This is a genomic window from Massilia sp. HP4, from assembly GCF_005222695.1.
Lineage (GTDB): Bacteria > Pseudomonadota > Gammaproteobacteria > Burkholderiales > Burkholderiaceae_D > Telluria.
This window is the reverse complement of sequence record NZ_STGG01000031.1, coordinates 1-18,636: the sequence shown is the minus strand read 5'-3', so window position 1 is coordinate 18,636 and position 18,636 is coordinate 1. Positions and strand designations below refer to the sequence as shown.

At 65.4% G+C, this 18,636-nt stretch carries 20 protein-coding genes; 12 read left to right on the top strand and 8 right to left on the bottom strand.

Annotation, left to right across the window (positions count from 1 at the left end; translation table 11 throughout):
- Window positions 1–64: 64 nt before the first annotated feature.
- The 4 genes from lpdA to E8M83_RS12110 form a co-directional block, all read right to left on the bottom strand.
- A complete protein-coding gene (gene lpdA / locus E8M83_RS12125) occupies window positions 65–1,501 on the bottom strand; it encodes a dihydrolipoyl dehydrogenase (protein WP_137173618.1) in 1,437 nt (478 codons plus the stop codon).
- A 15-nt stretch (window positions 1,502–1,516) separates the two neighbouring features.
- Window positions 1,517–1,870, bottom strand: a complete 354-nt coding sequence (locus E8M83_RS12120) for a PspC domain-containing protein (RefSeq protein WP_137173617.1) — start codon at window positions 1,868–1,870, stop codon at window positions 1,517–1,519.
- 57 nt (window positions 1,871–1,927) lie between these two features.
- Window positions 1,928–3,181, bottom strand: a complete 1,254-nt coding sequence (gene odhB / locus E8M83_RS12115; protein ID WP_137173616.1) for a 2-oxoglutarate dehydrogenase complex dihydrolipoyllysine-residue succinyltransferase — start codon at window positions 3,179–3,181, stop codon at window positions 1,928–1,930.
- 79 nt (window positions 3,182–3,260) lie between these two features.
- The gene (locus E8M83_RS12110; protein ID WP_137173615.1) at window positions 3,261–6,116 is read right to left on the bottom strand and encodes a 2-oxoglutarate dehydrogenase E1 component; all 2,856 of its coding nucleotides are present in this window, start codon (window positions 6,114–6,116) and stop codon (window positions 3,261–3,263) included.
- Window positions 6,117–6,473: 357 nt separating this feature from the next.
- Here E8M83_RS12110 and E8M83_RS12105 point away from each other — a divergent pair, with 357 nt between their 5' ends.
- The 5 genes from E8M83_RS12105 to E8M83_RS12085 are packed head-to-tail and all read left to right on the top strand — an operon-like array spanning window position 6,474 to window position 10,896.
- Window positions 6,474–7,151, top strand: a complete 678-nt coding sequence (locus E8M83_RS12105) for a PepSY-associated TM helix domain-containing protein (protein WP_267874214.1) — start codon at window positions 6,474–6,476, stop codon at window positions 7,149–7,151.
- A 25-nt stretch (window positions 7,152–7,176) separates the two neighbouring features.
- Window positions 7,177–7,689, top strand: a complete 513-nt coding sequence (locus E8M83_RS12100) for a DUF2271 domain-containing protein (protein WP_137173614.1) — start codon at window positions 7,177–7,179, stop codon at window positions 7,687–7,689.
- Between the two features lie 28 nt (window positions 7,690–7,717).
- Window positions 7,718–8,539, top strand: a complete 822-nt coding sequence (locus E8M83_RS12095) for a DUF4198 domain-containing protein (RefSeq protein ID WP_137173613.1) — start codon at window positions 7,718–7,720, stop codon at window positions 8,537–8,539.
- Between the two features lie 6 nt (window positions 8,540–8,545).
- Entirely contained in the window at window positions 8,546–9,556 is a 1,011-nt protein-coding gene (locus E8M83_RS12090; RefSeq protein WP_229491499.1) for an FAD:protein FMN transferase, read from the top strand.
- On the top strand, window positions 9,553–10,896 hold the full coding sequence (locus tag E8M83_RS12085) for a sulfite reductase subunit alpha (RefSeq protein WP_137173612.1): 1,344 nt from the start codon (window positions 9,553–9,555) through the stop codon (window positions 10,894–10,896). The genes E8M83_RS12090 and E8M83_RS12085 overlap by 4 nt, the downstream gene beginning before the upstream one ends.
- 64 nt (window positions 10,897–10,960) lie before the next feature.
- On the opposite strand, the gene E8M83_RS12080 is transcribed toward E8M83_RS12085, so the two are convergent.
- On the bottom strand, window positions 10,961–11,302 hold the full coding sequence (locus E8M83_RS12080; protein ID WP_137173611.1) for a KGG domain-containing protein: 342 nt from the start codon (window positions 11,300–11,302) through the stop codon (window positions 10,961–10,963).
- Between the two features lie 261 nt (window positions 11,303–11,563).
- Here E8M83_RS12080 and E8M83_RS12070 point away from each other — a divergent pair, with 261 nt between their 5' ends.
- The 6 genes from E8M83_RS12070 (at window position 11,564) to E8M83_RS12045 (ending at window position 15,715) form a co-directional block, all read left to right on the top strand.
- Complete coding sequence (locus tag E8M83_RS12070) at window positions 11,564–13,078, top strand: ATP-binding protein (RefSeq protein WP_206077449.1); 1,515 nt, start codon at window positions 11,564–11,566, stop codon at window positions 13,076–13,078.
- The gene (locus E8M83_RS12065; RefSeq protein ID WP_137173608.1) at window positions 13,075–13,737 is read left to right on the top strand and encodes a response regulator; all 663 of its coding nucleotides are present in this window, start codon (window positions 13,075–13,077) and stop codon (window positions 13,735–13,737) included. The genes E8M83_RS12070 and E8M83_RS12065 overlap by 4 nt, the downstream gene beginning before the upstream one ends.
- Window positions 13,738–13,803: 66 nt before the next feature.
- Window positions 13,804–14,205 carry a hypothetical protein gene (locus E8M83_RS25930; protein ID WP_170976777.1) on the top strand — a complete coding sequence of 134 codons (402 nt, stop codon included), beginning with the start codon at window positions 13,804–13,806 and terminating at the stop codon, window positions 14,203–14,205.
- 40 nt (window positions 14,206–14,245) lie between these two features.
- Window positions 14,246–14,419, top strand: coding sequence for an oxidoreductase-like domain-containing protein (locus E8M83_RS12055; RefSeq protein ID WP_137173607.1), 174 nt, complete (start codon window positions 14,246–14,248; stop codon window positions 14,417–14,419).
- 62 nt (window positions 14,420–14,481) lie between these two features.
- On the top strand, window positions 14,482–14,946 hold the full coding sequence (locus E8M83_RS12050; RefSeq protein WP_137173606.1) for a DUF421 domain-containing protein: 465 nt from the start codon (window positions 14,482–14,484) through the stop codon (window positions 14,944–14,946).
- Window positions 14,947–15,112: 166 nt separating this feature from the next.
- Entirely contained in the window at window positions 15,113–15,715 is a 603-nt protein-coding gene (locus E8M83_RS12045; protein WP_137173605.1) for a CHRD domain-containing protein, read from the top strand.
- Here E8M83_RS12045 and gluQRS read toward each other — a convergent pair.
- The 3 genes from gluQRS to rnk form a co-directional block, all read right to left on the bottom strand.
- Window positions 15,687–16,622: a tRNA glutamyl-Q(34) synthetase GluQRS gene (gene gluQRS / locus E8M83_RS12040; RefSeq protein ID WP_137173604.1), complete on the bottom strand. Its 936-nt coding sequence runs from the start codon at window positions 16,620–16,622 to the stop codon at window positions 15,687–15,689. The two genes, E8M83_RS12045 and gluQRS, sit on opposite strands and share 29 nt — an antisense overlap.
- Window positions 16,623–16,626: 4 nt before the next feature.
- Window positions 16,627–17,124, bottom strand: coding sequence for a nuclear transport factor 2 family protein (locus E8M83_RS12035; protein ID WP_137173603.1), 498 nt, complete (start codon window positions 17,122–17,124; stop codon window positions 16,627–16,629).
- An 82-nt stretch (window positions 17,125–17,206) separates the two neighbouring features.
- Entirely contained in the window at window positions 17,207–17,614 is a 408-nt protein-coding gene (gene rnk / locus E8M83_RS12030; RefSeq protein WP_137173602.1) for a nucleoside diphosphate kinase regulator, read from the bottom strand.
- Window positions 17,615–18,145: 531 nt separating this feature from the next.
- Between rnk and E8M83_RS12020 the strand changes: the two genes are divergently transcribed.
- Complete coding sequence (locus E8M83_RS12020) at window positions 18,146–18,400, top strand: helix-turn-helix domain-containing protein (protein ID WP_229491498.1); 255 nt, start codon at window positions 18,146–18,148, stop codon at window positions 18,398–18,400.
- The last annotated feature ends 236 nt before the right edge of the window (window positions 18,401–18,636 follow it).

The following is an 18,636-nucleotide window of genomic DNA, read 5'->3' as shown; positions in this document are numbered from 1 at the left end:
TGTGGGGTGGACGGCGCTGCCGTCCACCCCACATTTTTTCTTGAGCCTTGCTACAGGCCAGGATTTAGAAGTTCAGCGAACGCTTGTCGACTGCCAGCGCGGCTTCCTTGGTCGCTTCCGACAGCGACGGGTGCGCGTGGCAGATGCGGGCGATGTCTTCGGCCGAGGCCTTGAACTCCATCGCAACCACGGCTTCCGAAATCAGCTCGGACGCCATCGGGCCGACGATGTGCACGCCCAGGATCTCATCGGTGGTGGCATCGGCCAGGAACTTGACCATGCCCGAGGTGTCGCCCAGCGCGCGCGCACGGCCGTTGGCCATGAACGGGAAGGTACCTGCCTTGTACTGCACGCCTTCGGCTTTCAGTTGCTGCTCGGTCTTGCCGACCCATGCGATCTCTGGCGAGGTGTAGATGACCCAGGGGATGGTGTTGAAGTTGACGTGACCGTGCTGGCCGGCGATACGCTCGGCAACCGCGACGCCCTCTTCTTCGGCCTTGTGCGCCAGCATCGGGCCGCGCACGACGTCGCCCACCGCCCACACGCCCGGCAGGCTGGTGCGGCATTCGTCGTCGACCACCACGAAGCCGCGCTCATCGAGCTGCAGGCCGACGGTCTCGATGCCCAGGCCATTGGTGTTCGGCACGCGGCCGATCGAAATGATCAGGCGGTCGAAGGTGGCCTTTTGTTCGGCGCCGGTGCTGTCCGCGTATTCCACGGTGACGTCGTTCTTGCCCTTGGTGATCGCACCGATCTTGCAGCCCAGGTTGATCTTCAGACCCTGCTTGGTGAACAGCTTGTGGGCTTCCTTGGCGATCTGCTCGTCGACGGCGCCCAGGAAAGTCGGCAGGCCTTCCAGCACGGTGACGTCGGCGCCGACGCGGCGCCACACGCTGCCCATTTCCAGGCCGATGACGCCGGCGCCGATCACGCCGAGCGTGCCCGGCACGGCGTCGATCGCCAGTGCGCCGGTGTTCGACAGGATCAGTTTCTCGTCGAACTCGGCGCCAGGCAGCTGGCGTGCGTTCGAACCGGTCGCGACGATCACGTTCTTGGCGGTCAGGGTGTCAGTGGTTGGACCGCTGACGCTGACGGTATAGCCCGCATCGCCCTCGGCCTTGCCGGCGAAGGCGCCGCGGCCGTGGAAGAAGGTGACCTTGTTCTTCTTGAACAGGAACAGGATGCCGTCGTTGTTCTGCTTGACGATGGTGTCCTTGCGCTTGAGCATGGTCGGCAGGTCGAGCTCCAGGCCCGCCACTTTGATACCGTGGTCGGCGAAGGCGTGGCCGGCGTGCTCGAAGTGTTCCGACGATTGCAGCAGCGCTTTCGACGGGATGCAACCGACGTTGGTGCAGGTGCCGCCCGGGGCAGGCTTGCCGGCAGCGTTGCTCCACTCGTCGATACAGGCGGTCTTGAAGCCCAGCTGGGCCGCGCGGATGGCGGCGATGTAGCCGCCAGGACCGCCGCCGATCACGACGACGTCAAATTGTTTATCGCTCATTACTTTGATTCCTTTTTATTCTTCCGGAATGAATACCCACAGCAGCAGGTAGATCAGGATGCCGAAGCCGAACGTCAAGACGAACAGCACCAGGATCAGGCGCCAGACCCACGATTCGAGGCCATAGGTGCGTGCCAGGCCGCCGCATACGCCGCCCAGCCAGCGGTCGGTCCGCGAACGGCGCAGGCCGCTCAGCAGGTCGTCGCGGTGCTGGTCGAAGGAGATCCGCTCGGTAGCCGGCGGCTCTTTACTGAGGCTCACGGTCGACGCACCCGACAGGATGCGCGCCTTGGCCTGCTCGAACTCGGCATCGGACAGGGCACCCGCCTGGTGCAGGTCGTGCAAGCGCTTGATTTCGTCTGACAACATGACGTTCTCCGGCAAACAACAGCCGGCGCTGCGGACAGCGCCGGCACGTGGTGAGAATTACAGGTCCAGCAGCAGGCGGGCCGGATCTTCCAGCGCGTCCTTCATCGCGACCAGGCCCAGCACGGCTTCGCGGCCGTCGATGATGCGGTGGTCGTACGACATCGCCAGGTAGTTCATCGGACGGATGACGATCTGGCCGTTTTCGACGACGGCGCGGTCCTTGGTCGCGTGCACGCCCAAGATCGCCGACTGCGGCGGGTTGATGATCGGGGTCGACATCATCGAGCCGAACACGCCGCCGTTCGAGATCGAGAAGGTACCGCCCGACAGGTCGTCCAGGGTCAGCTTGCCTTCCTTGGCTTTCTGGCCGAATTCACCGATCTTCTTCTCGATCTCGGCGATCGACATCTGGTCGGCGTTGCGCAGGATCGGCACCACCAGGCCACGTGGCGAACCGACGGCGATGCCGATGTCGAAGTAGCCGTGGTAGATGACGTCGTTGCCGTCGACCGAAGCGTTCAGGATCGGGTATTTCTTCAGCGCGGCAACGGCGGCCTTGACGAAGAACGACATGAAGCCCAGCTTGACGCCGTGTTCTTTCTCGAACTTGTCCTTGTACTTGTTACGCAGGTCCATGACCGGAGCCATGTTCACTTCGTTGAAGGTGGTCAGGATGGCGTTGGTCGATTGCGATTGCAGCAGGCGCTCGGCGATACGGGCGCGCAGGCGGCTCATCGGCACGCGTTCTTCAGGACGGTCGCCCAGGTTGGCTGCTCCAGGCGCTGCGACTTGCTGCAGGGCGGCTTTTGGCGCAGCGGCTGGTGCAGCGGCTGGCTTGTTGGCGGCAGCAGCCAGGGCATCGCCCTTGGTCACGCGGCCATCGCGGCCCGAACCTTCGACACTCGATGCCGAGAGATTGTTTTCAGCCAGGATCTTGGCGGCGGCCGGCATGGCGACGCCCGCTTTCGACTGGTCCGCAGCCGGTGCAGCGGCTGGCGCGGCTTCGATCGGCGCGTTTGGCGCGGCCGATGGGATGGCCTTGACGGCGATCGGGCTGGTCTGCGCCGATGCTTCGGTATCGATGATCGCGATGACTTCGCCGGCGACGACGGTTGCGCCGTCGGCTTTGAGCAGTTGCACGATCACGCCTGCGCTCGGCGCTGGCAGTTCCAGGACCACCTTGTCGGTCTCGATGTCGATCATGTTTTCGTCGCGCGAGACCGGCTCGCCGACTTTCTTGTGCCACGACAGCAGGGTCGCTTCAGCGACGGATTCCGACAGAACAGGTACCTTGACTTCGATTTGTGCCATTTTTAAAACTCCAGTAATTATTCTTTGCAAGTGCCCCCGCGCACGGGACGCGGGGGCCGTGGTTTAACCTACCTGACCATTACTTGGTCAGGATGAAACCTTTCAGCTTCGAGAACGCGGTCTCCAGCAGTTCTTTTTGCTGGGCGATGTGCTTGTCCGCATAACCCACTGCCGGCGAGGCCGACGCGGCGCGACCCGCGTACGACAGGCGCTGGCCATCTTCCATGCCTTCGAAGATGTTGTGCTGGATCTGGAACCATGGACCCTGGTTCTGCGGCTCGTCCTGCACCCACACCACCTCGGTCGCGTTCGGGAACTTTTTCAGTTCGGCGGCGAACGATTTGTGCGGGAACGGGTACATCTGCTCGATACGGATGATGGCCGTGTCGCCGGCGCTGCGCGTCTTGCGGGTGTTGACCAGGTCGTAGTAGACCTTGCCCGAGCAGACCAGCACGCGCTTGACCTTCGAAGCTTCGATCTTGTCGTCGCACTCGCCGATGACGGTCTGGAAACCGCCCTTGGTCAGGTCGGTCAGCGGCGAACCGGCATCCTTGTTGCGCAGCAGCGACTTCGGCGTGAAGATCACCAATGGCTTCCTGAACTGGCGCACCATCTGGCGGCGCAGCAGGTGGAAGATCTGGGCCGCCGTGGTCGGCTGGACCACTTGCATATTGTTGTCCGCGCACAGTTGCAGGAAGCGCTCGATACGGGCCGACGAGTGCTCCGGACCCTGGCCTTCATAGCCGTGCGGCAGCATCATGACCAGGCCCGAGGCGCGGCCCCACTTCACTTCGCCCGAAGCGATGAACTGGTCGATGACCACTTGCGCGCCGTTGACGAAGTCGCCGAACTGGGCTTCCCAGATGGTCAGCGTGTTCGGCTCGGCGGTCGAGAAACCGTATTCGAAGCCGAGCACCGCTTCTTCGGACAGCACCGAGTCGATCACGGTGAAGTCGGCCTGGTTATCCGAGACATTGGCCAGCGGCAGGTAGATGCCCTGGTCCCAGCGCTCGCGGTTCTGGTCGTGCAGCACGGCGTGGCGGTGCACGAAGGTGCCGCGGCCGGCATCCTGGCCCGACAGGCGGATCGCATAGCCCGAGGCCAGCAGCGAAGCGAAGCCCAGGTGCTCGCCCATGCCCCAGTCGAGGTTGACTTCGCCGCGGCCCATGGCGGCGCGGTCGGCCAGCACTTTTTCAACCAGCGAGTGCGGTTTGAAACCTTCTGGCACCTTGGTGATGCGTTCGGCCAGGCGCTTCAGTTCGGTGACCGGCACGGCGGTGTCGGCGGCGTCGGTCCACTTCTTGTTCAGGAACGGCGCCCAGTCGACGGCGTACTTGCCCTTGAAGTTGGTCAGCACCGGATCGACCGTGTGCTTGCCGGCGTCCATGGCGTCGCGGAAGGCGGCGACCAGCTTGTCGCCGCCGTCGGCTTCGATGGTGCCCTGAGCGGCCAGCTTCTCGGCGTACAGCTTGCGGGTACCCGGGTGCTTGGCGATCTTCTTGTACATCAGCGGCTGGGTCAGCGCTGGCGTGTCCTGCTCGTTGTGGCCCAGTTTGCGGTAGCAGATGATGTCGACCACGATGTCCTTGCCGAACTCGGCGCGGTAGTCGATGGCGATCTGGCTGGCCAGCACGACCGCTTCAGGGTCGTCGGCGTTCACGTGCAGCACCGGCGCTTCGATCATCTTGACGACGTCCGAGCAGTACAGGGTCGAGCGCGCATCGCGCGGGTCGGACGTGGTGAAGCCGATCTGGTTGTTAATGACGATGTGGACGGTGCCGCCGGTGCCGTAGCCGCGGGTTTGCGCCAGGTTCAGGGTTTCCATGACCACGCCCTGGCCGGCGAACGCTGCGTCGCCGTGCACCAGGATCGGCAGCACTTCCTTGCCCTTCTTGTCGCCGCGACGCATCATGCGCGCCTTGACCGAGCCTTCGACGACCGGATTCACGATCTCGAGGTGCGATGGGTTGAACGCCAGCGACAGGTGGACCGGGCCGCCCGGGGTCGAGATATCGCTCGAGAAGCCCTGGTGATACTTGACGTCGCCAGCCGGCAGGTCGTCGGCGTGCTTGCCTTCGAATTCTTCGAACAGGTCGGCCGGGCTCTTGCCCAGGGTGTTGACCAGCACGTTCAGGCGGCCGCGGTGGGCCATGCCGATCACGATTTCCTGCACGCCTTTTTCACCGGCGCGCTGGATCACTTCGTCCATCGAGGCGATGAACGATTCGCCGCCTTCCAGCGAGAAGCGCTTGGCGCCGACGTACTTGGTGTGCAGGTAGCGTTCCAGGCCTTCGGCCGCGGTCAGGCGCTCGAGGATGTGCTTTTTCTTGTCGGCGCTGAAGGTCGGCGTCGAGCGGATCGATTCCAGGCGTTCTTGCAGCCAGCGCTTTTCGGTCGGGTCGCTGATGTACATGAACTCGGCGCCGATCGAACGGGTGTAGGTATCACGCAACATGTTCAGGATGTCACGCAGCGGCGCGGTTTCCTGGCCAAAATAGGTGTTGCTGATATTGAAGACGGTGTCGAGGTCGGCTTCGGTGAAGCCATAGAACGCGGGGTCGAGTTCTGGCAGTGGCGGACGTTCCTGGCGCTGCAGCGGGTCCAGGTTGGCCCAGCGCGAACCCAGGTAGCGGTAGGCGGCGGTGATCTGGGTCACGGCGACGCGCTTGCGTCCCAGTTCGGAGTCGGCCGAAGCGACGACGGTACGGATCGGGCCCTGCTTGGCGCGTTCCGCGAACGAGGCGACCACGGACGAATGGGCGACGTCGGGACGGTTGGAACCGTCGACTGCCGGCACGTGCTGCATCTGGTCGAAATAGGCGCGCCAGTTTTCGGGCACCGAGGTCGGGTTGTCCAGATAGGCCTCGTACAACTCTTCCACGTACGGGGCATTGCCGCCGAACAGGTAGGAGTTGGCGTTATATTGTTGCATCATTCTTGCTCACCTTTCTTTTCGCGCTTCGCGAGGTTTGGGCGGGTTGTTTAAAACCTTCCGCGACACGGCCTGACCGGTTAGCGGATTGCACTTCAAGACATCAAGTTGTGGGGGAAGGACTGTTCGGTACCAAAATACGTGTGCAAAATCCTGCCAATTTGCGCACATTATTGTAACGCATGATCCAGACCAAGGCCGACCTTGGTCCAAGAAATTATTTATTTCTAAATGTGTTTCCCCGCGTCGCACTTTTGGCACTAAAACCACTGCCGAGTTGACCATGTAAATGATAATCGTTATCATTTATGGATGCCTTCTTCCGCAACTCCCCTCAAGAATAAAGCCGAGCCCGCCATTATGGCCGAGCCCGCGCCAGCCAGTGCACCAGCGCCAGGCGCCAAACCGACCACCGGGCTGCCAGGCGCACGCCGCGCCATGTGGCTCAAGCAATTGCATCAATGGCATTGGATCAGCTCGGCCATTTGCCTGATGGCCATGTTGCTGTTCAGCTTTACCGGCCTCACGCTCAATAACGCCACCCTGATCGAAGCCAGGCCGGTCGTCACGCGCCTGAAAGCCACGCTCCCCGAGCCGCTGCGCGCGCAGTTGCAGGCCTACGCCGAAGAGCACGCCGACGACGAGGTGCCGCTGCCGAGCGAGATCGCCGACTGGACCAATGGTGCGTTCCCGGTCGATGTGCGCGGCAAGCGCGCCGAATGGAGCGAGGAAGACGCCTACGTCGCCCTTCCCCGCCCCGGCGGCGACGCCTGGCTGCGCATCGCGGTCGACGGCAGCGCCGAATACGAAGGCACCGACCGCGGCTGGATCTCGTGGCTGAACGATATGCACAAGGGCCGCAACACGGGCGCGGTCTGGAGCTGGTTCATCGACATCTTCGCCATCGCCTGCGTGGTGTTCTGCATTACCGGCTTCTTGATCATGAAATACCACGCGGCCAAGCGGCCGTCGACCTGGCCGGTGGTCGGATTCGGCATCGTGCTGCCGATCGTGCTGGCCCTGCTGTTTGTCCACTGATCCCCAACCTGAGAGAAGACCAAGAATGAAACTGTCCCATTCGCTCGCCCTCACCCTGCCGCTCGCGTCAAGCGCGGCGCTCGGCGCCGAGCTGTCCGTCAAGTTCGACGTGCCGCAGCTGAACGTGGCCGAATACCACAAGCCCTACGTCGCAATCTGGATCGAGAGCGCGGACCAGAACATCGCGTCCAACCTGGCCGTGCTGTACGACGTCAAGATGAAGGAAAAGGGCGGCGAGAAATGGGTCAAGGACTTGCGTACCTGGTGGCGCAAGGCGGGCCGCGACGCCACCCTGCCGATCGACGGCGTCAGCGGCGCGACCCGCGCGCCCGGCACCCACACGATGAAATTCGATGGCGCCAAGTATGGCATCGATAAATTGCCAGCCGGCGAATACAAGCTGGTGGTCGAGGCGGCGCGCGAAGCGGGCGGTCGCGAAGTGGTCAAGGTACCGTTCACCTGGGCCGGCAAGGGCAAGCTGGCGGCGAATGCGGCCGGCAAGGAAGAACTGGGGGCCGTCGCGCTCCAGATTCAATAACGACGAATAACCATAACAGGAGAACTCCATGCAACAGAACCGTTTCTACAAAGCCGCGCTCGTCGGCCTGATGCTCGCCGGCGCCTCGATGACGGCCCAGGCCCACCGTGCCTGGATCCTGCCCAACACCGCCATGGTCGACTCGAAGGAAGCCTGGGTCACGATCGACGCCGCGATCTCGAACGAAGTGTTCGAGTTCAACCACCATCCGCTGCGCCTGGACAACCTGATGATCACCGATCCGGACGGCGCGCAAACCAGGGCCGAAGGCGCCGTGGTCGGCAAATACCGCAGCACGCTCGACCTGCGCCTGCCGAAGGACGGCACCTATCGCCTCGCGATCGTCAACAATAATGTGATGGGCAGCTACAAGCTCAATGGCGAGACCAAGCGCTTCCGCGGCGCAGCGGGCAGCCCGGCGGTTGCCATCCCTGCCGGCGCCACCGAGGTGCAGACCACCGCCGTCCACTCGCGCAACGAGACCTTCGTGTCGGCCAACAAGCAGAACGACACCGCCCTGAAACCAGTCGGCGTCGGCCTGGAAATGATCCCGCTGACCAATCCGTCCGACCTGCGCGTCGGCGAGCCGATCCGCGTGCGCTTCCACCTCGACGGCAAACCGGTCGCCAACCTGCCGTTCAGCATCGTGCAGGGCACCGTCAAGTACCGCGGTTCGTCGGGCGAGCAGCGCCTGACGACCGACGCCAAGGGCGAAGCCTCGTTCACCGTCCCGGCCGCGAATATGTACTGGCTCAGCGCCGGCTTCCCGTTCGGCGAAGGCAAGGAAAAACCCCAGCCGGGCGCCAAGCGCTACAGCTACGCGGCCACGCTCGAAGTCCTGCCAGAGTAAGGCCGGATGCGCGACGTTCTCGTTCCACTCGAGGTCGACATGGCGCTGCCGCCCGGCGGCAGCACCTTGCATACGGCGTCGGGCACGTCGATGGGCACCGGCTGGTCGGCGCGGCTGATGCTGCCGCCGGGCGCCGACGGCGCCGCAGTCAAGGCTGCCTTGCAAGCCGAGCTGGACGAGATCGTCGCGCAGATGAGTCACTGGGAACCCGATTCCCTGCTGTCGCGCTATAACGCGGCGCCCGCCGGCAGCTGGCATGCGCTGCCGCCGCAATTCTTCGATGTGGCCGACTACGCGCTGCGCGTGCTCGAGGACAGCACCGGCGCCTACGATCCGGCCGGCGGCCTGCTGGTGAACCTGTGGGGCTTCGGCCCTACCCGGCGCTACGACCAGGCCGGCTTCCATGCACCCGATGCGGTCGCGATCGGCACCGCCCTCGCGCAGCGCGCCGCCGGCCAGCCGGTGCTCGACCGCGCCGCGCGCCGGCTGCTGCAGCCGGGCGGCGTACTGCTCGATTTTTCTTCGGTCGCCAAGGGCTATGCGGTCGACTGCATGGCGCGCTGCCTGGAGCAGCGCAGCGTACGTCACTACGTGGTCGAGGCCGGCGGCGAGCTGCGCGGCGCCGGCACCAAGGCCAATGGCGAACCGTGGTGGGTCGAGATCGAGGCCGTCCCGGATGCGGCCGGCGCCAGCACCCAGGCCATCGTCGCCCTGCATGGCCTGGCGGTCGCCACCTCGGGCGACTATCGCCGCTACTTTCAACACGGCGCCCGACGCGCCGCGCACACCCTTGATCCGCGCAGCGGCTATCCGGTGGCCAACGGGCTCGCCTCGGTGACGGTGCTGGCGCCGACCTGCATGGCGGCCGATGCGCTCTCCACCGCGCTGACCGTGCTGGGGCCAATTGACGGCCTGGCCTTCGCCGAGGCGCGCGGCATCGCGGCGCGCTTCCTGGTGCGCACTGCCAGCGGCCTGGTGGAAACCACGTCCAGCGACTGGCGCTCCCTACTGCAATGATGTTGACGATCGAACCCCTGCGCTGGGGCGGCGCGCTCGCGCTGTCCGGCGCCTATCTCGCCATGTGCCTCGGCATCTGGCGCCACCGCCTGGCACGCACAAGAAACGCCGGCGGCGCGGCCGACTGGCTGGTGGTGCACGCGAGCCAGACCGGCAGCGCCGAATGCCTGGCCGAACGCACTGCCGCCACCCTGGCCCTGGGCGGCCTCGATGCACGCGCGGCCTGCATGTCCACGCTCGATGCCGCGCAACTGGCCGCCGCCTCGCGCGTGCTGTTCATCTGCAGCACCTATGGCGAGGGCGACGCGCCGGATACCGCCGCGCGCTTTGCCGGCCACACGATGGGCGAAGCGCCCGACCTGTCGCACCTGCATTTCGGCGTGCTGGCGCTGGGCGACGCCACCTATGCCAATTACTGCGGCTTCGGCCGTGCGCTCGACGACTGGCTGCTTGCGCGCGGCGCGACGCCGCTGTTCGAACGGATCGACGTCGACCGCGGCGCGCCCGATGCGCTGGCCGCCTGGCAGCACCATTTGAGCCACCTGGCCGGCACCAGCGATGCGCCGGACTGGGAAGCGCCGGCCTATGGCGAATGGCGCATCGCCAGCCGCATCCACGTCAATCCCGGCAGCGCCGGGGCGCCGCTGTACCGCATCGCGTTGGCGCCGCGCGACGGCGTGCTGCCCGCCTGGGAAGCGGGCGACCTGGCGCAAGTCAGCGCGCCGCTCGACCCCGACCATCCGCGCGAATACTCGATCGCCTCGGTGCCGGGCGAAGGCCGGCTCGAGTTGCTGGTGCGCTTGCAGACGCGTGAAGACGGCACGCCCGGCGCGGCGTCCGGCTGGCTGTGCGTGTGCGCGGATCCGAACGACACGATCCGTTTGCGCGTGCGTGCGCATGCACGCTTCAGGCTGGGGACGAATTCGGGACGGCCCATGATTGCGATCGGCAACGGCAGTGGCCTGGCCGGCCTGCGTGCGCTGCTCAAGGCACGCATCGACGCGGGGACGCACCGCAACTGGCTGCTGTTCGGCGAACGCAATGCGGCCCACGATTTCTTGTGCCGCGAAGAACTCGAAAGCTGGCGCGACGGCGGCATGCTGGCGCGGCTCGACCTGGCGTTTTCGCGCGATGGCGGACAGGCGCGCTATGTGCAACACCTGGTGGAGACATACGGCGACGAGCTGCGACGCTGGGTTGCGGATGGCGCGGCCATCTATGTCTGCGGCAGCCTGCAAGGCATGGCTGGCGGTGTGCACGATGCGCTCGTAGCGGTGCTCGGCCCGGAGACGGTCGACGCATTGATGTCGGACGGACGCTACCGGCGCGACGTCTACTAGGACATGAGAGAAAACCGCCGGTCGTGCCGGCGGTATCGGTCAACCTTGCTGCACTAGAACAGCGTCAGCGGTTGTCGTTCTTGTGGCTCTGACGCCCTGCTTCGGCGTGTTGTTCAGGCGTGCCGCCCTGGACGCCCTTCTGCTGGCCGCCCTGGCCGCGGCCGCTTTGCTGGTTGCCCTGGTTGCCACTCTGCTGGCTGCCCTGGTTATTGCCGCTCTGCTGGTTGCTCGACCCATGCGATGCACGGCCGCCCTGGCTGGCGATTTCACGCTGGCGCTCTGGATCCATCGATGCAAAACCTTGCTTGCCGCTACCCTGGTTACCCTGGTTGCCGCTCTGGCTATTGCCTTGCTGCGAGTGCTGGTTGTTGCCCTGTGGGTTGTTGTTACGCGAATTGTTTGCCATGATTGACTCCTTTTCATCGTGAACAAAATGTCAGCGTTGCCGACTCGAAGGACTCCATCGTAGCCACCAAAAAGCGCGCTGAACACCAAAAATCGGCAGTCATCCTGTAGGACCATGCCCCACTGGCCCGTCTGCCTTGACTGGCATACTGAAAGAAAAATTAGATATAAACATGCCACTTCATAGAACGATAATTATCAAAATAGAAGCCCTACAGAAGAAATGGGCTATAACGAGCTACATTTATCTCTCGGCGGAAATATGAAGATCGGCATCGGACATCGCCTGTTTGGCGCTGTGCTGCTCGCGATCCTGACGGTGGCCGGGGCGGGTGTCCTGTTGCTGCGCCAGAATGTCCTGGACAGCTTTGGCGACTATGCGGTTGCCATCGAGCTGGACCGGCTGGATGGGTTGTCGAGCGCGCTGGCGCGCCAGTACCGGGAGCATGGCGACTGGACCTTCGTGCCCGGCAACGACGCGCGGCGCGGCTGGGTCACGGATGAGCTGGCGCGTGTGCAGACCAGGCGCATTCCCGAGCCTGTTGCGCCGGTCAGGCCGGTCGCGCCGGTCGCCCCCGCTCCGGCTGCACCGCCCGCGCCGCCCGCCCCACCGGCGCCGCCGATTCCGCCGCTGCCGCCCCCTGCCGTGCCGGTGCCCGGCGCACCACGCGGCGTGACCCAGGACCTGCACGCGCGCATCACCCTGCTCGACGCCGCAGGCCGCTACCTGGCCGGCCGCCTGCCTGCCACGCTGCCAATGGCGCAGCGCCCGATCGAGGTCGACGGCCGAACGGTCGGCTTTCTCGGCGTGGCGCGCAGCCACCGGCCGAGCGATGCGATGGCCTATGCATTTCTCTCCGAACTGCAGCGCAGCCTGTGGCTGATCGGCGCCGTCGCCGTCATGCTGAGCGCGCTGGCCGCGACCCTGCTGGCGCGTCACTTCCGGCGGCCGATCGACCATCTCGCCCGTGGCGCCGCCACGCTCGCGGCGGGCGACTACGGCGTGCGCCTGCCGGACGAACGCAGCGACGAACTGGGCCAACTCGCGCGCCACTTCAATGCGCTGGCCGAGCGGCTCGACCAGGCCGAGACGGCGCGCCGCCAATGGGTGGCCGATACCTCGCACGAGTTGCGCACACCGCTGGCCGTGCTGCGCGCGCAGCTCGAAGCGATCCAGGACGGCGTGCGCCAGGCCACGCCGGAGACGATCGACAGCATGGGACGTCAGGTGCTGGCCCTGACCAGGCTGATCGACGAGCTGTACGCGCTGGCACGCGCCGACGTGGGCGAGCTGGAATGCCGGCGCCAAGCGCTCGACCTGTGGGAGCTGGCGACCGCCGAGGCCCACGCCTTCGCGGCCCGCTTCCGGGCGGCGGGGATTGCGCTCGCGCTTGCCGAGGCGCCTGTGCAGTCGCCCGTGCTGGCCGATCCCGACCGCATGCGCCAGGTGCTGGCCAACCTGCTCGAGAACAGCCTGCGCTACACCGCCGCCGGCGGCACGGTGCGCCTGGGTGCGCAAGCGGAGGCAGGCCACGTCCACCTGCTGCTGGACGACAGCGCGCCGGGCGTGCCCGATGAGGCGCTGGCGCGGCTGGCCGAGCGCTTCTACCGGGTCGACGCTTCGCGCAGCCGCGAACATGGCGGTGCGGGGCTTGGCCTTGCCCTGTGCCGGCGCCTGCTGGAAGCGCAAGGCGCCAGCCTCGCCTTCGCCCACTCGCCGCTCGGTGGCCTGCGGGTGACCGTGGCGATGCCATTGGCTGGAAAAGACCTCGTATGAACACCTCGATCATGATCGTCGAGGACGAAGCGGAACTGGCCTGTGTCGTCGCCGACTATGCACGGGCCGCGGGCTATGCGCCAACCGTGTTCGGCGACGGCGCCCAGGCGCTGGAGGCGATTCGCCGCGCGCCGCCCGCGCTGGTCGTGCTCGACCTGATGCTGCCCGGCCTGGACGGCCTGTCGCTATGCCGCGCGGTGCGCGCCTTTTCCGACGTGCCGATCGTGATGGTCACCGCGCGGGTGGAAGAAGTCGACCGGCTGCTGGGACTGGAAACGGGCGCCGACGATTACCTGTGCAAGCCGTTCAGCCCGCGCGAATTGATGGCGCGCATCAAGGCGATCCTGCGCCGCGCCAGCAGTGGCGTCGCGGCGCCTGCTCTCGCCCTGGACGAAGCCGCGCGCCGCGTCGCGCTTTACGGCCAGGCGCTGGACCTGACGCCGAGCGAGTACGCGATCCTGGCGGCCCTGGCGCGCCGGCCCGGCCAGGTGCTGTCGCGCGCGCAATTGCTCGACGCCGCCAGGGCCGACAACCTCGACGCCAACGACCGCGCGATCGACAGCCATGTCAAGAACCTGCGGCGCAAGATCGAGGCCGTGGCGCCGGGCCTGGAGCCGATCCGTTCGATCTACGGGCTCGGCTATCGTTGCGACATGTAGGCACCTCCATTTTTTCTCCACATTCGGGATGCACGATGGTGTTCATCGACACCGAGGAGAACAACCATGAAACACACCATCCCGCTGATCCTGGTCGCCATGCTCGCGCTGGGCGCCACCACGACCGAAGCCGCCGTCCACTATGTGTGCGAGGCTGCGCGCGGCAAATGCCCCAAGCCGCCGGTGCCGCCCACGCCGCCCGCTCCACCTGCACCGCCCGCTCCGCCGACGATCGCCGGCCAGGCCGCGCCAGCCATCCCCGCCATCCCCGCGCCACCGGCGCCGCCCGCACCGCCCCAAGTCGACCTGCCGGAGATTCCCGCCGCCTTCCACGCGGCCTGCGCCGACAAGCCGGACGGCACCAGGCTGAACCTGACGATGCGGCCCGGCGAAGGCATGGGCGGCGTGTGCGAGAAGGAAGGCGGCAAGATGGTGTTCCACCTGCGCAGCTACCACCGCGCCGATTGAGGCGGTCGACGCCAGGCCCGGCATCCTCTATGCTGGGCCAATGACATCGATCGATCCCTCCAGCCCCCGCCCCGAGCCGCCCGTCGCACCCGATCTCGACGATTGCTGCCGCAGCGGCTGCGTGCCTTGCGTCTTCGATTTGTATGAGGACGCCCTGGCGCGCTACGAAGCCGCGCTCGCGGCCTGGGAAGCGGCGCAGGCGACTCGCAAATGAAAGTCATTGTGTTAATAAAGTGATTACAATGAACTGAACCGTGTCATGCCTGCGGAGGGCTTATGCTCGATCTCGATCTTCCTTGGTGGGAATTAATTGCTCGCGGCGCCATCGTATATTGCGCGCTGCTCGTCATGATGCGCCTGTCCGGCCGCCGCACCGTCGGCCAGTTCACGCCCTTCGACCTGCTGGTCGTGATGCTGCTGTCGGAAGCGGTCTCCAATTCCATGACCGGTGGCGACGAATCCCTGTTCGGCGGCCTGATCATCGCCACGACGCTGGTCGCCCTGACCGTGCTGTTCGCCTTCGTCACGTCGCGCAGCAGGAAACTCGAAGAGTTCATCGAAGGCAGCCCTGTCCTGATCGGCCGCGACGGCATTTTCTTCGATAAGGTCATGAAGCGCTGCCGCCTTTCCGAAAGCGACGTCGAGGAAGCGCTGCGCGAGGCCGACTGCCCGCGTCACAAGATGAAATGCGCGTTTCTCGAAGCGGATGGCCGGATCAGCATCCTGACCACGCCCCAGTAGCCAGCTTGCGAGTTGCCTTGACGCTCTTGCCTGGGCTGCCGAGATTTCTCAGCGGCCTTTGACCACCCGTACGGTGTGGGCGAGCCACTCATCATGTGCTAATTTTTTGGGCATCGCTGCCAATCCGGCGGCGCGATTGGATTCTTTCCTGATCAGGAGGTCTACCATGAAACGAGCCCTCACCGTATTCGCGCTGGCCGCGTCGACCCTGGTCGCCGCCACCAGCCAGGCCGCGCCGGTCTATTACCGCGCGGTTGCCAGCGGCCCCGCCGAAGAAATTCCCAACGGTTCGCCGGGGTCGAGCGTCTCGAGCTTCGAGATCGACGACCTCATCCTCCGGGCTGAAGTACCCTTCCGCGACCTGTCGAGTCCAACCGTCAGCGCCCACATCCACTGCTGCACGATCGACGCTTTCCGCGGCGCGGCGCCGGTCGCCATTCCCTTCCTCGACTTCCCGCTGCAGGTCACGGCCGGCGTCTACTCGGCTACCTTCGACCTGGGCGACCCGGCGACCTACGATCCGGACTTCCTTGCGGCCAACGGCGGCACGCCGCAGCTGGCAAGCGGCGCGCTCATCAATGCGTTCAATGGCAACCAGGCCTATGTCAACATCCACAGCGCCGCCTATCCGGCCGGCGAGATCCGCGGCTTCGCGGTCGCGGCGCCGATTCCCGAACCGGGCGCCTGGGCGATGATGGGTATGGGCCTGGGCATGCTGGCGCTGCTGGCGCGGCGCCGTTTCAGCCTGCAGCCGAGCCTGGCGATGTAGGGCTGGCGGTCGCGCGCCGCGCCAGCAGGCGGCCCCAGGCGGGGATTGCCGCCTGCCAGAAGGCGTCGCGCGAGCGCGGCGGCGCCTGCGTGAAATCGAGGTCGAGGTCGAGGAAACGCGCCGCTTGCGCCAGCGCGGCGACGGCGGCGGGCTCGTCCCCCGCCGTCACCGCCAGCGCGCCGGTCTGCTTCGACAGTTTCTCGCCGTTCTCGTTGCGTACCACCGGCACGTGCAGGTAGCGCGGTGTCGGCACGCCCAGCAGATGCTGCAGGTAGATTTGGCGCGGGGTCGAATCGAGCAGGTCGGCGCCGCGCACGACGTCGGTCACGCCCTGGACGGCATCGTCGACCACCACCGCCAGCTGGTAGGCCCAGAAACCGTCTGCGCGCTTGAGGACGAAGTCGCCCGAATCGGTCGCCAGGTGTTGCGTGACCCGGCCCGCGAAACGGTCGATGAATGTGATTTCGTCGGTGCCGGCCTCGGGTACGCGCACACGCAGGCTGCGCATGGTGCGGCCCGGCCCCAGGCCATGGCGGCAGGCGCCGGCATAGATCGCCGCGCCGTCAGGCGCGATGCCCAGGCGCGAATCGGCGATCTCGCGCCGGTTGCAGCCGCAGGGGTAGGTGTCTTGCCCGATGCGCTCGGCCGCCGCCTGGTACAAGTCCTTGCGCCGGCTCTGCCAGACGATCTCGCCGTCGGCATGCATGCCCAGCGCGTCCAGCAGCGCAAGGATGCCCTCGGCGGCGCCTGCCACGCTGCGGCCTTCGTCGACGTCTTCGATGCGCACCAGCCAGGCGCCTTGATGCCAGCGCGCGTCGAGGTAGCTGGCCAGCGCCGCCACCAGCGAACCGGCGTGCAGCGGGCCGGAGGGCGATGGGGCGAAGCGGCCGATATACGGTTGATTCACTGGCTTATTTCTTGGCCTTCTTTTCGTGGTCGGCAATGATGCCGGTAACCTGGTCGACCACCTCGTTCGGCACCGCGACCGAGAGCTGGTAGTGCACGATCTCGAAGCCGTTCCTGGTCTTGCGGATCACGCCGCTGGCCATCGCGTGGCCCATATTCCTGGTATCGAGCAGTTCGTCGAACCAGATCATTGACTTGTCGGGGGATGCATAGACGTTACGGCGGGTCGCCTTGAAAGTCCATGCCGATTTGGCGTCGAAGTATTTCCTGGACCATGCCTTGAACTCGTCACGCGTCCACAATTCGGTGCGGTCGGTGCCGATATAGACACCATCCTTGGCGATCTTGTCGAAGTAGACCATGCGGGTATTGGCCGCATCGTCATGCCATTCGTCGACGAAGGCGTTGACCTGCTTTGTCAGTTCGGCGTCGGTGGCGGCGCTGGCAGCGCCGAGGAAGCCCAGGCCGAGGCACAGGAAGCAGGCAGTCAGGAAGCGTTTCACGAATGGTCCCTTCGATAGAGTGTTTGAGCGCAGTTATTGTACACACGCAAATGTGCCGAGCAGTACACCGCGCTCACGCCGCCTATCGGTGCAGCTCGCCCGCCCGCTCCGGCTGGTAGTCGATCTCGAGCACGGTGGCTTCGAAGGTGCCGCCGCCAGGACGTTGCCAGGTGATGCAGGCGCCGACGCGCAGGCCCAGCAGGGCCGTGCCGACCGGCGTCAGCACCGACAGCTGCTCGCCGCTGTCCTTCATGTCTTTCGGGTAGCTCAGGGTCATGGTCACGTCTTCGTCGGAACCGGCGAAGCGAAAGCGCACGCGCGAATTCATGGTGACGACGTCGGGCGGCATGTCCCATGGCTCGACCATCTCAGCACGCTCGAGTTCGCTCAACAGCGCATCACGCGCATTCGATTGCGCAGCGGGAAGGCGGTCGAGGATGCGTTCGAGACGCTCGAGGTCGAGCCAGGATACAACGATGGATGGTTTCATATGTTCTCCACAAAATGGGCAGCAGCTTTTGTGTAACCGCGGCCCAATGAACGATGACGGCGCCGCATGGTCGATGCGGCGATGCTTTGTGAATGGAGGCGGCCCGGGAGGATGGGCAGGCGCTGGCCTGCCGTGCTTCCTCACCGAGCCCGGGAAAGCCGGGCGAGGTCGAGGCTGGAAAGGTGCGCCGCTCGGCGCATTGCCACGCGCGTGCACACGCCACCTGCGCAGGGGAGCGGTGCGGCGTTACATTGTGGCAGGCGGGCTTGGTTCATGGCGGGCGGCGAAAGCGATTAGTGCAGTATAGCCCGCTTTGTCGTCCAGTCAACCGGCGGTCGATCTGGACAATGGCTTATTTACTTGCTGGCGGCGGCACGGCGCACGAGCGCGTCGAGCACCTGGCCAGTGGCGGTCATGAGCTGGCCCACGTCCTGGATCTTGTTGGCCTGGCGCACGGCTAATACAGGTCATGCCGCACGGCGTGCGCAGAGTGCGTATCGAGCTGCCCCCCCCTCTTTCTTCGAGATGCCGGTGAGCCTGGCCATCATCTGGCCGGGCGTGGGCACCTTGGACGTGGAGACTGGTTTCACGTTCACCGCCTGGCGCCAGCGCGCGCGGCTGATGCGCGCACCCGAGATGCTGGATGCGGGCGAGGCGGTGGGAACAGTGGCGCTCGACCTGGGCTATTCCACGGCCAGCGCCTTCATTGCCGTGTTCCGGGAAGCGTTCGGGTGCACGCCGAGCGTCTACCAGCGGCGCCTGCTGGAATCGCACGCCGCGAATTGAAGGCAGTACCAACTCTCTCACGCATACTGAGTAGATGCAATACGTGAGCAGCGCTGTTGTTCCATGCCTAATGTCTCCCGCAAGAATCCGACTAAAGCCAGGAGTGCATGATGTTAATTGTTCAGTATCGTGCGATCATGTTCCTCGCCGTAGCTGGCCTTTGTTCCGTGCAAAAGCTATGCTGGGCGACTTGATTGCTGGATTCAGCAGTCCCAGTATTCAATCGCACCCGGAGC

Excerpts from the sequence above, each read along its gene's own strand:
- lpdA (WP_137173618.1), bottom strand. The coding sequence starts at position 1,501 with ATGAGCGATAAACAATTTGACGTCGTCGTGATCGGCGGCGGTCCTGGC.
- E8M83_RS12120 (WP_137173617.1), bottom strand. The coding sequence starts at position 1,870 with ATGTTGTCAGACGAAATCAAGCGCTTGCACGACCTGCACCAGGCGGGT.
- odhB (WP_137173616.1), bottom strand. The coding sequence starts at position 3,181 with ATGGCACAAATCGAAGTCAAGGTACCTGTTCTGTCGGAATCCGTCGCT.
- E8M83_RS12110 (WP_137173615.1), bottom strand. The coding sequence starts at position 6,116 with ATGATGCAACAATATAACGCCAACTCCTACCTGTTCGGCGGCAATGCC.
- E8M83_RS12105 (WP_267874214.1), top strand. The coding sequence starts at position 6,474 with ATGGCCGAGCCCGCGCCAGCCAGTGCACCAGCGCCAGGCGCCAAACCG.
- E8M83_RS12100 (WP_137173614.1), top strand. The coding sequence starts at position 7,177 with ATGAAACTGTCCCATTCGCTCGCCCTCACCCTGCCGCTCGCGTCAAGC.
- E8M83_RS12095 (WP_137173613.1), top strand. The coding sequence starts at position 7,718 with ATGCAACAGAACCGTTTCTACAAAGCCGCGCTCGTCGGCCTGATGCTC.
- E8M83_RS12090 (WP_229491499.1), top strand. The coding sequence starts at position 8,546 with ATGCGCGACGTTCTCGTTCCACTCGAGGTCGACATGGCGCTGCCGCCC.
- E8M83_RS12085 (WP_137173612.1), top strand. The coding sequence starts at position 9,553 with ATGATGTTGACGATCGAACCCCTGCGCTGGGGCGGCGCGCTCGCGCTG.
- E8M83_RS12080 (WP_137173611.1), bottom strand. The coding sequence starts at position 11,302 with ATGGCAAACAATTCGCGTAACAACAACCCACAGGGCAACAACCAGCAC.
- E8M83_RS12070 (WP_206077449.1), top strand. The coding sequence starts at position 11,564 with ATGAAGATCGGCATCGGACATCGCCTGTTTGGCGCTGTGCTGCTCGCG.
- E8M83_RS12065 (WP_137173608.1), top strand. The coding sequence starts at position 13,075 with ATGAACACCTCGATCATGATCGTCGAGGACGAAGCGGAACTGGCCTGT.
- E8M83_RS25930 (WP_170976777.1), top strand. The coding sequence starts at position 13,804 with ATGAAACACACCATCCCGCTGATCCTGGTCGCCATGCTCGCGCTGGGC.
- E8M83_RS12055 (WP_137173607.1), top strand. The coding sequence starts at position 14,246 with ATGACATCGATCGATCCCTCCAGCCCCCGCCCCGAGCCGCCCGTCGCA.
- E8M83_RS12050 (WP_137173606.1), top strand. The coding sequence starts at position 14,482 with ATGCTCGATCTCGATCTTCCTTGGTGGGAATTAATTGCTCGCGGCGCC.
- E8M83_RS12045 (WP_137173605.1), top strand. The coding sequence starts at position 15,113 with ATGAAACGAGCCCTCACCGTATTCGCGCTGGCCGCGTCGACCCTGGTC.
- rnk (WP_137173602.1), bottom strand. The coding sequence starts at position 17,614 with ATGAAACCATCCATCGTTGTATCCTGGCTCGACCTCGAGCGTCTCGAA.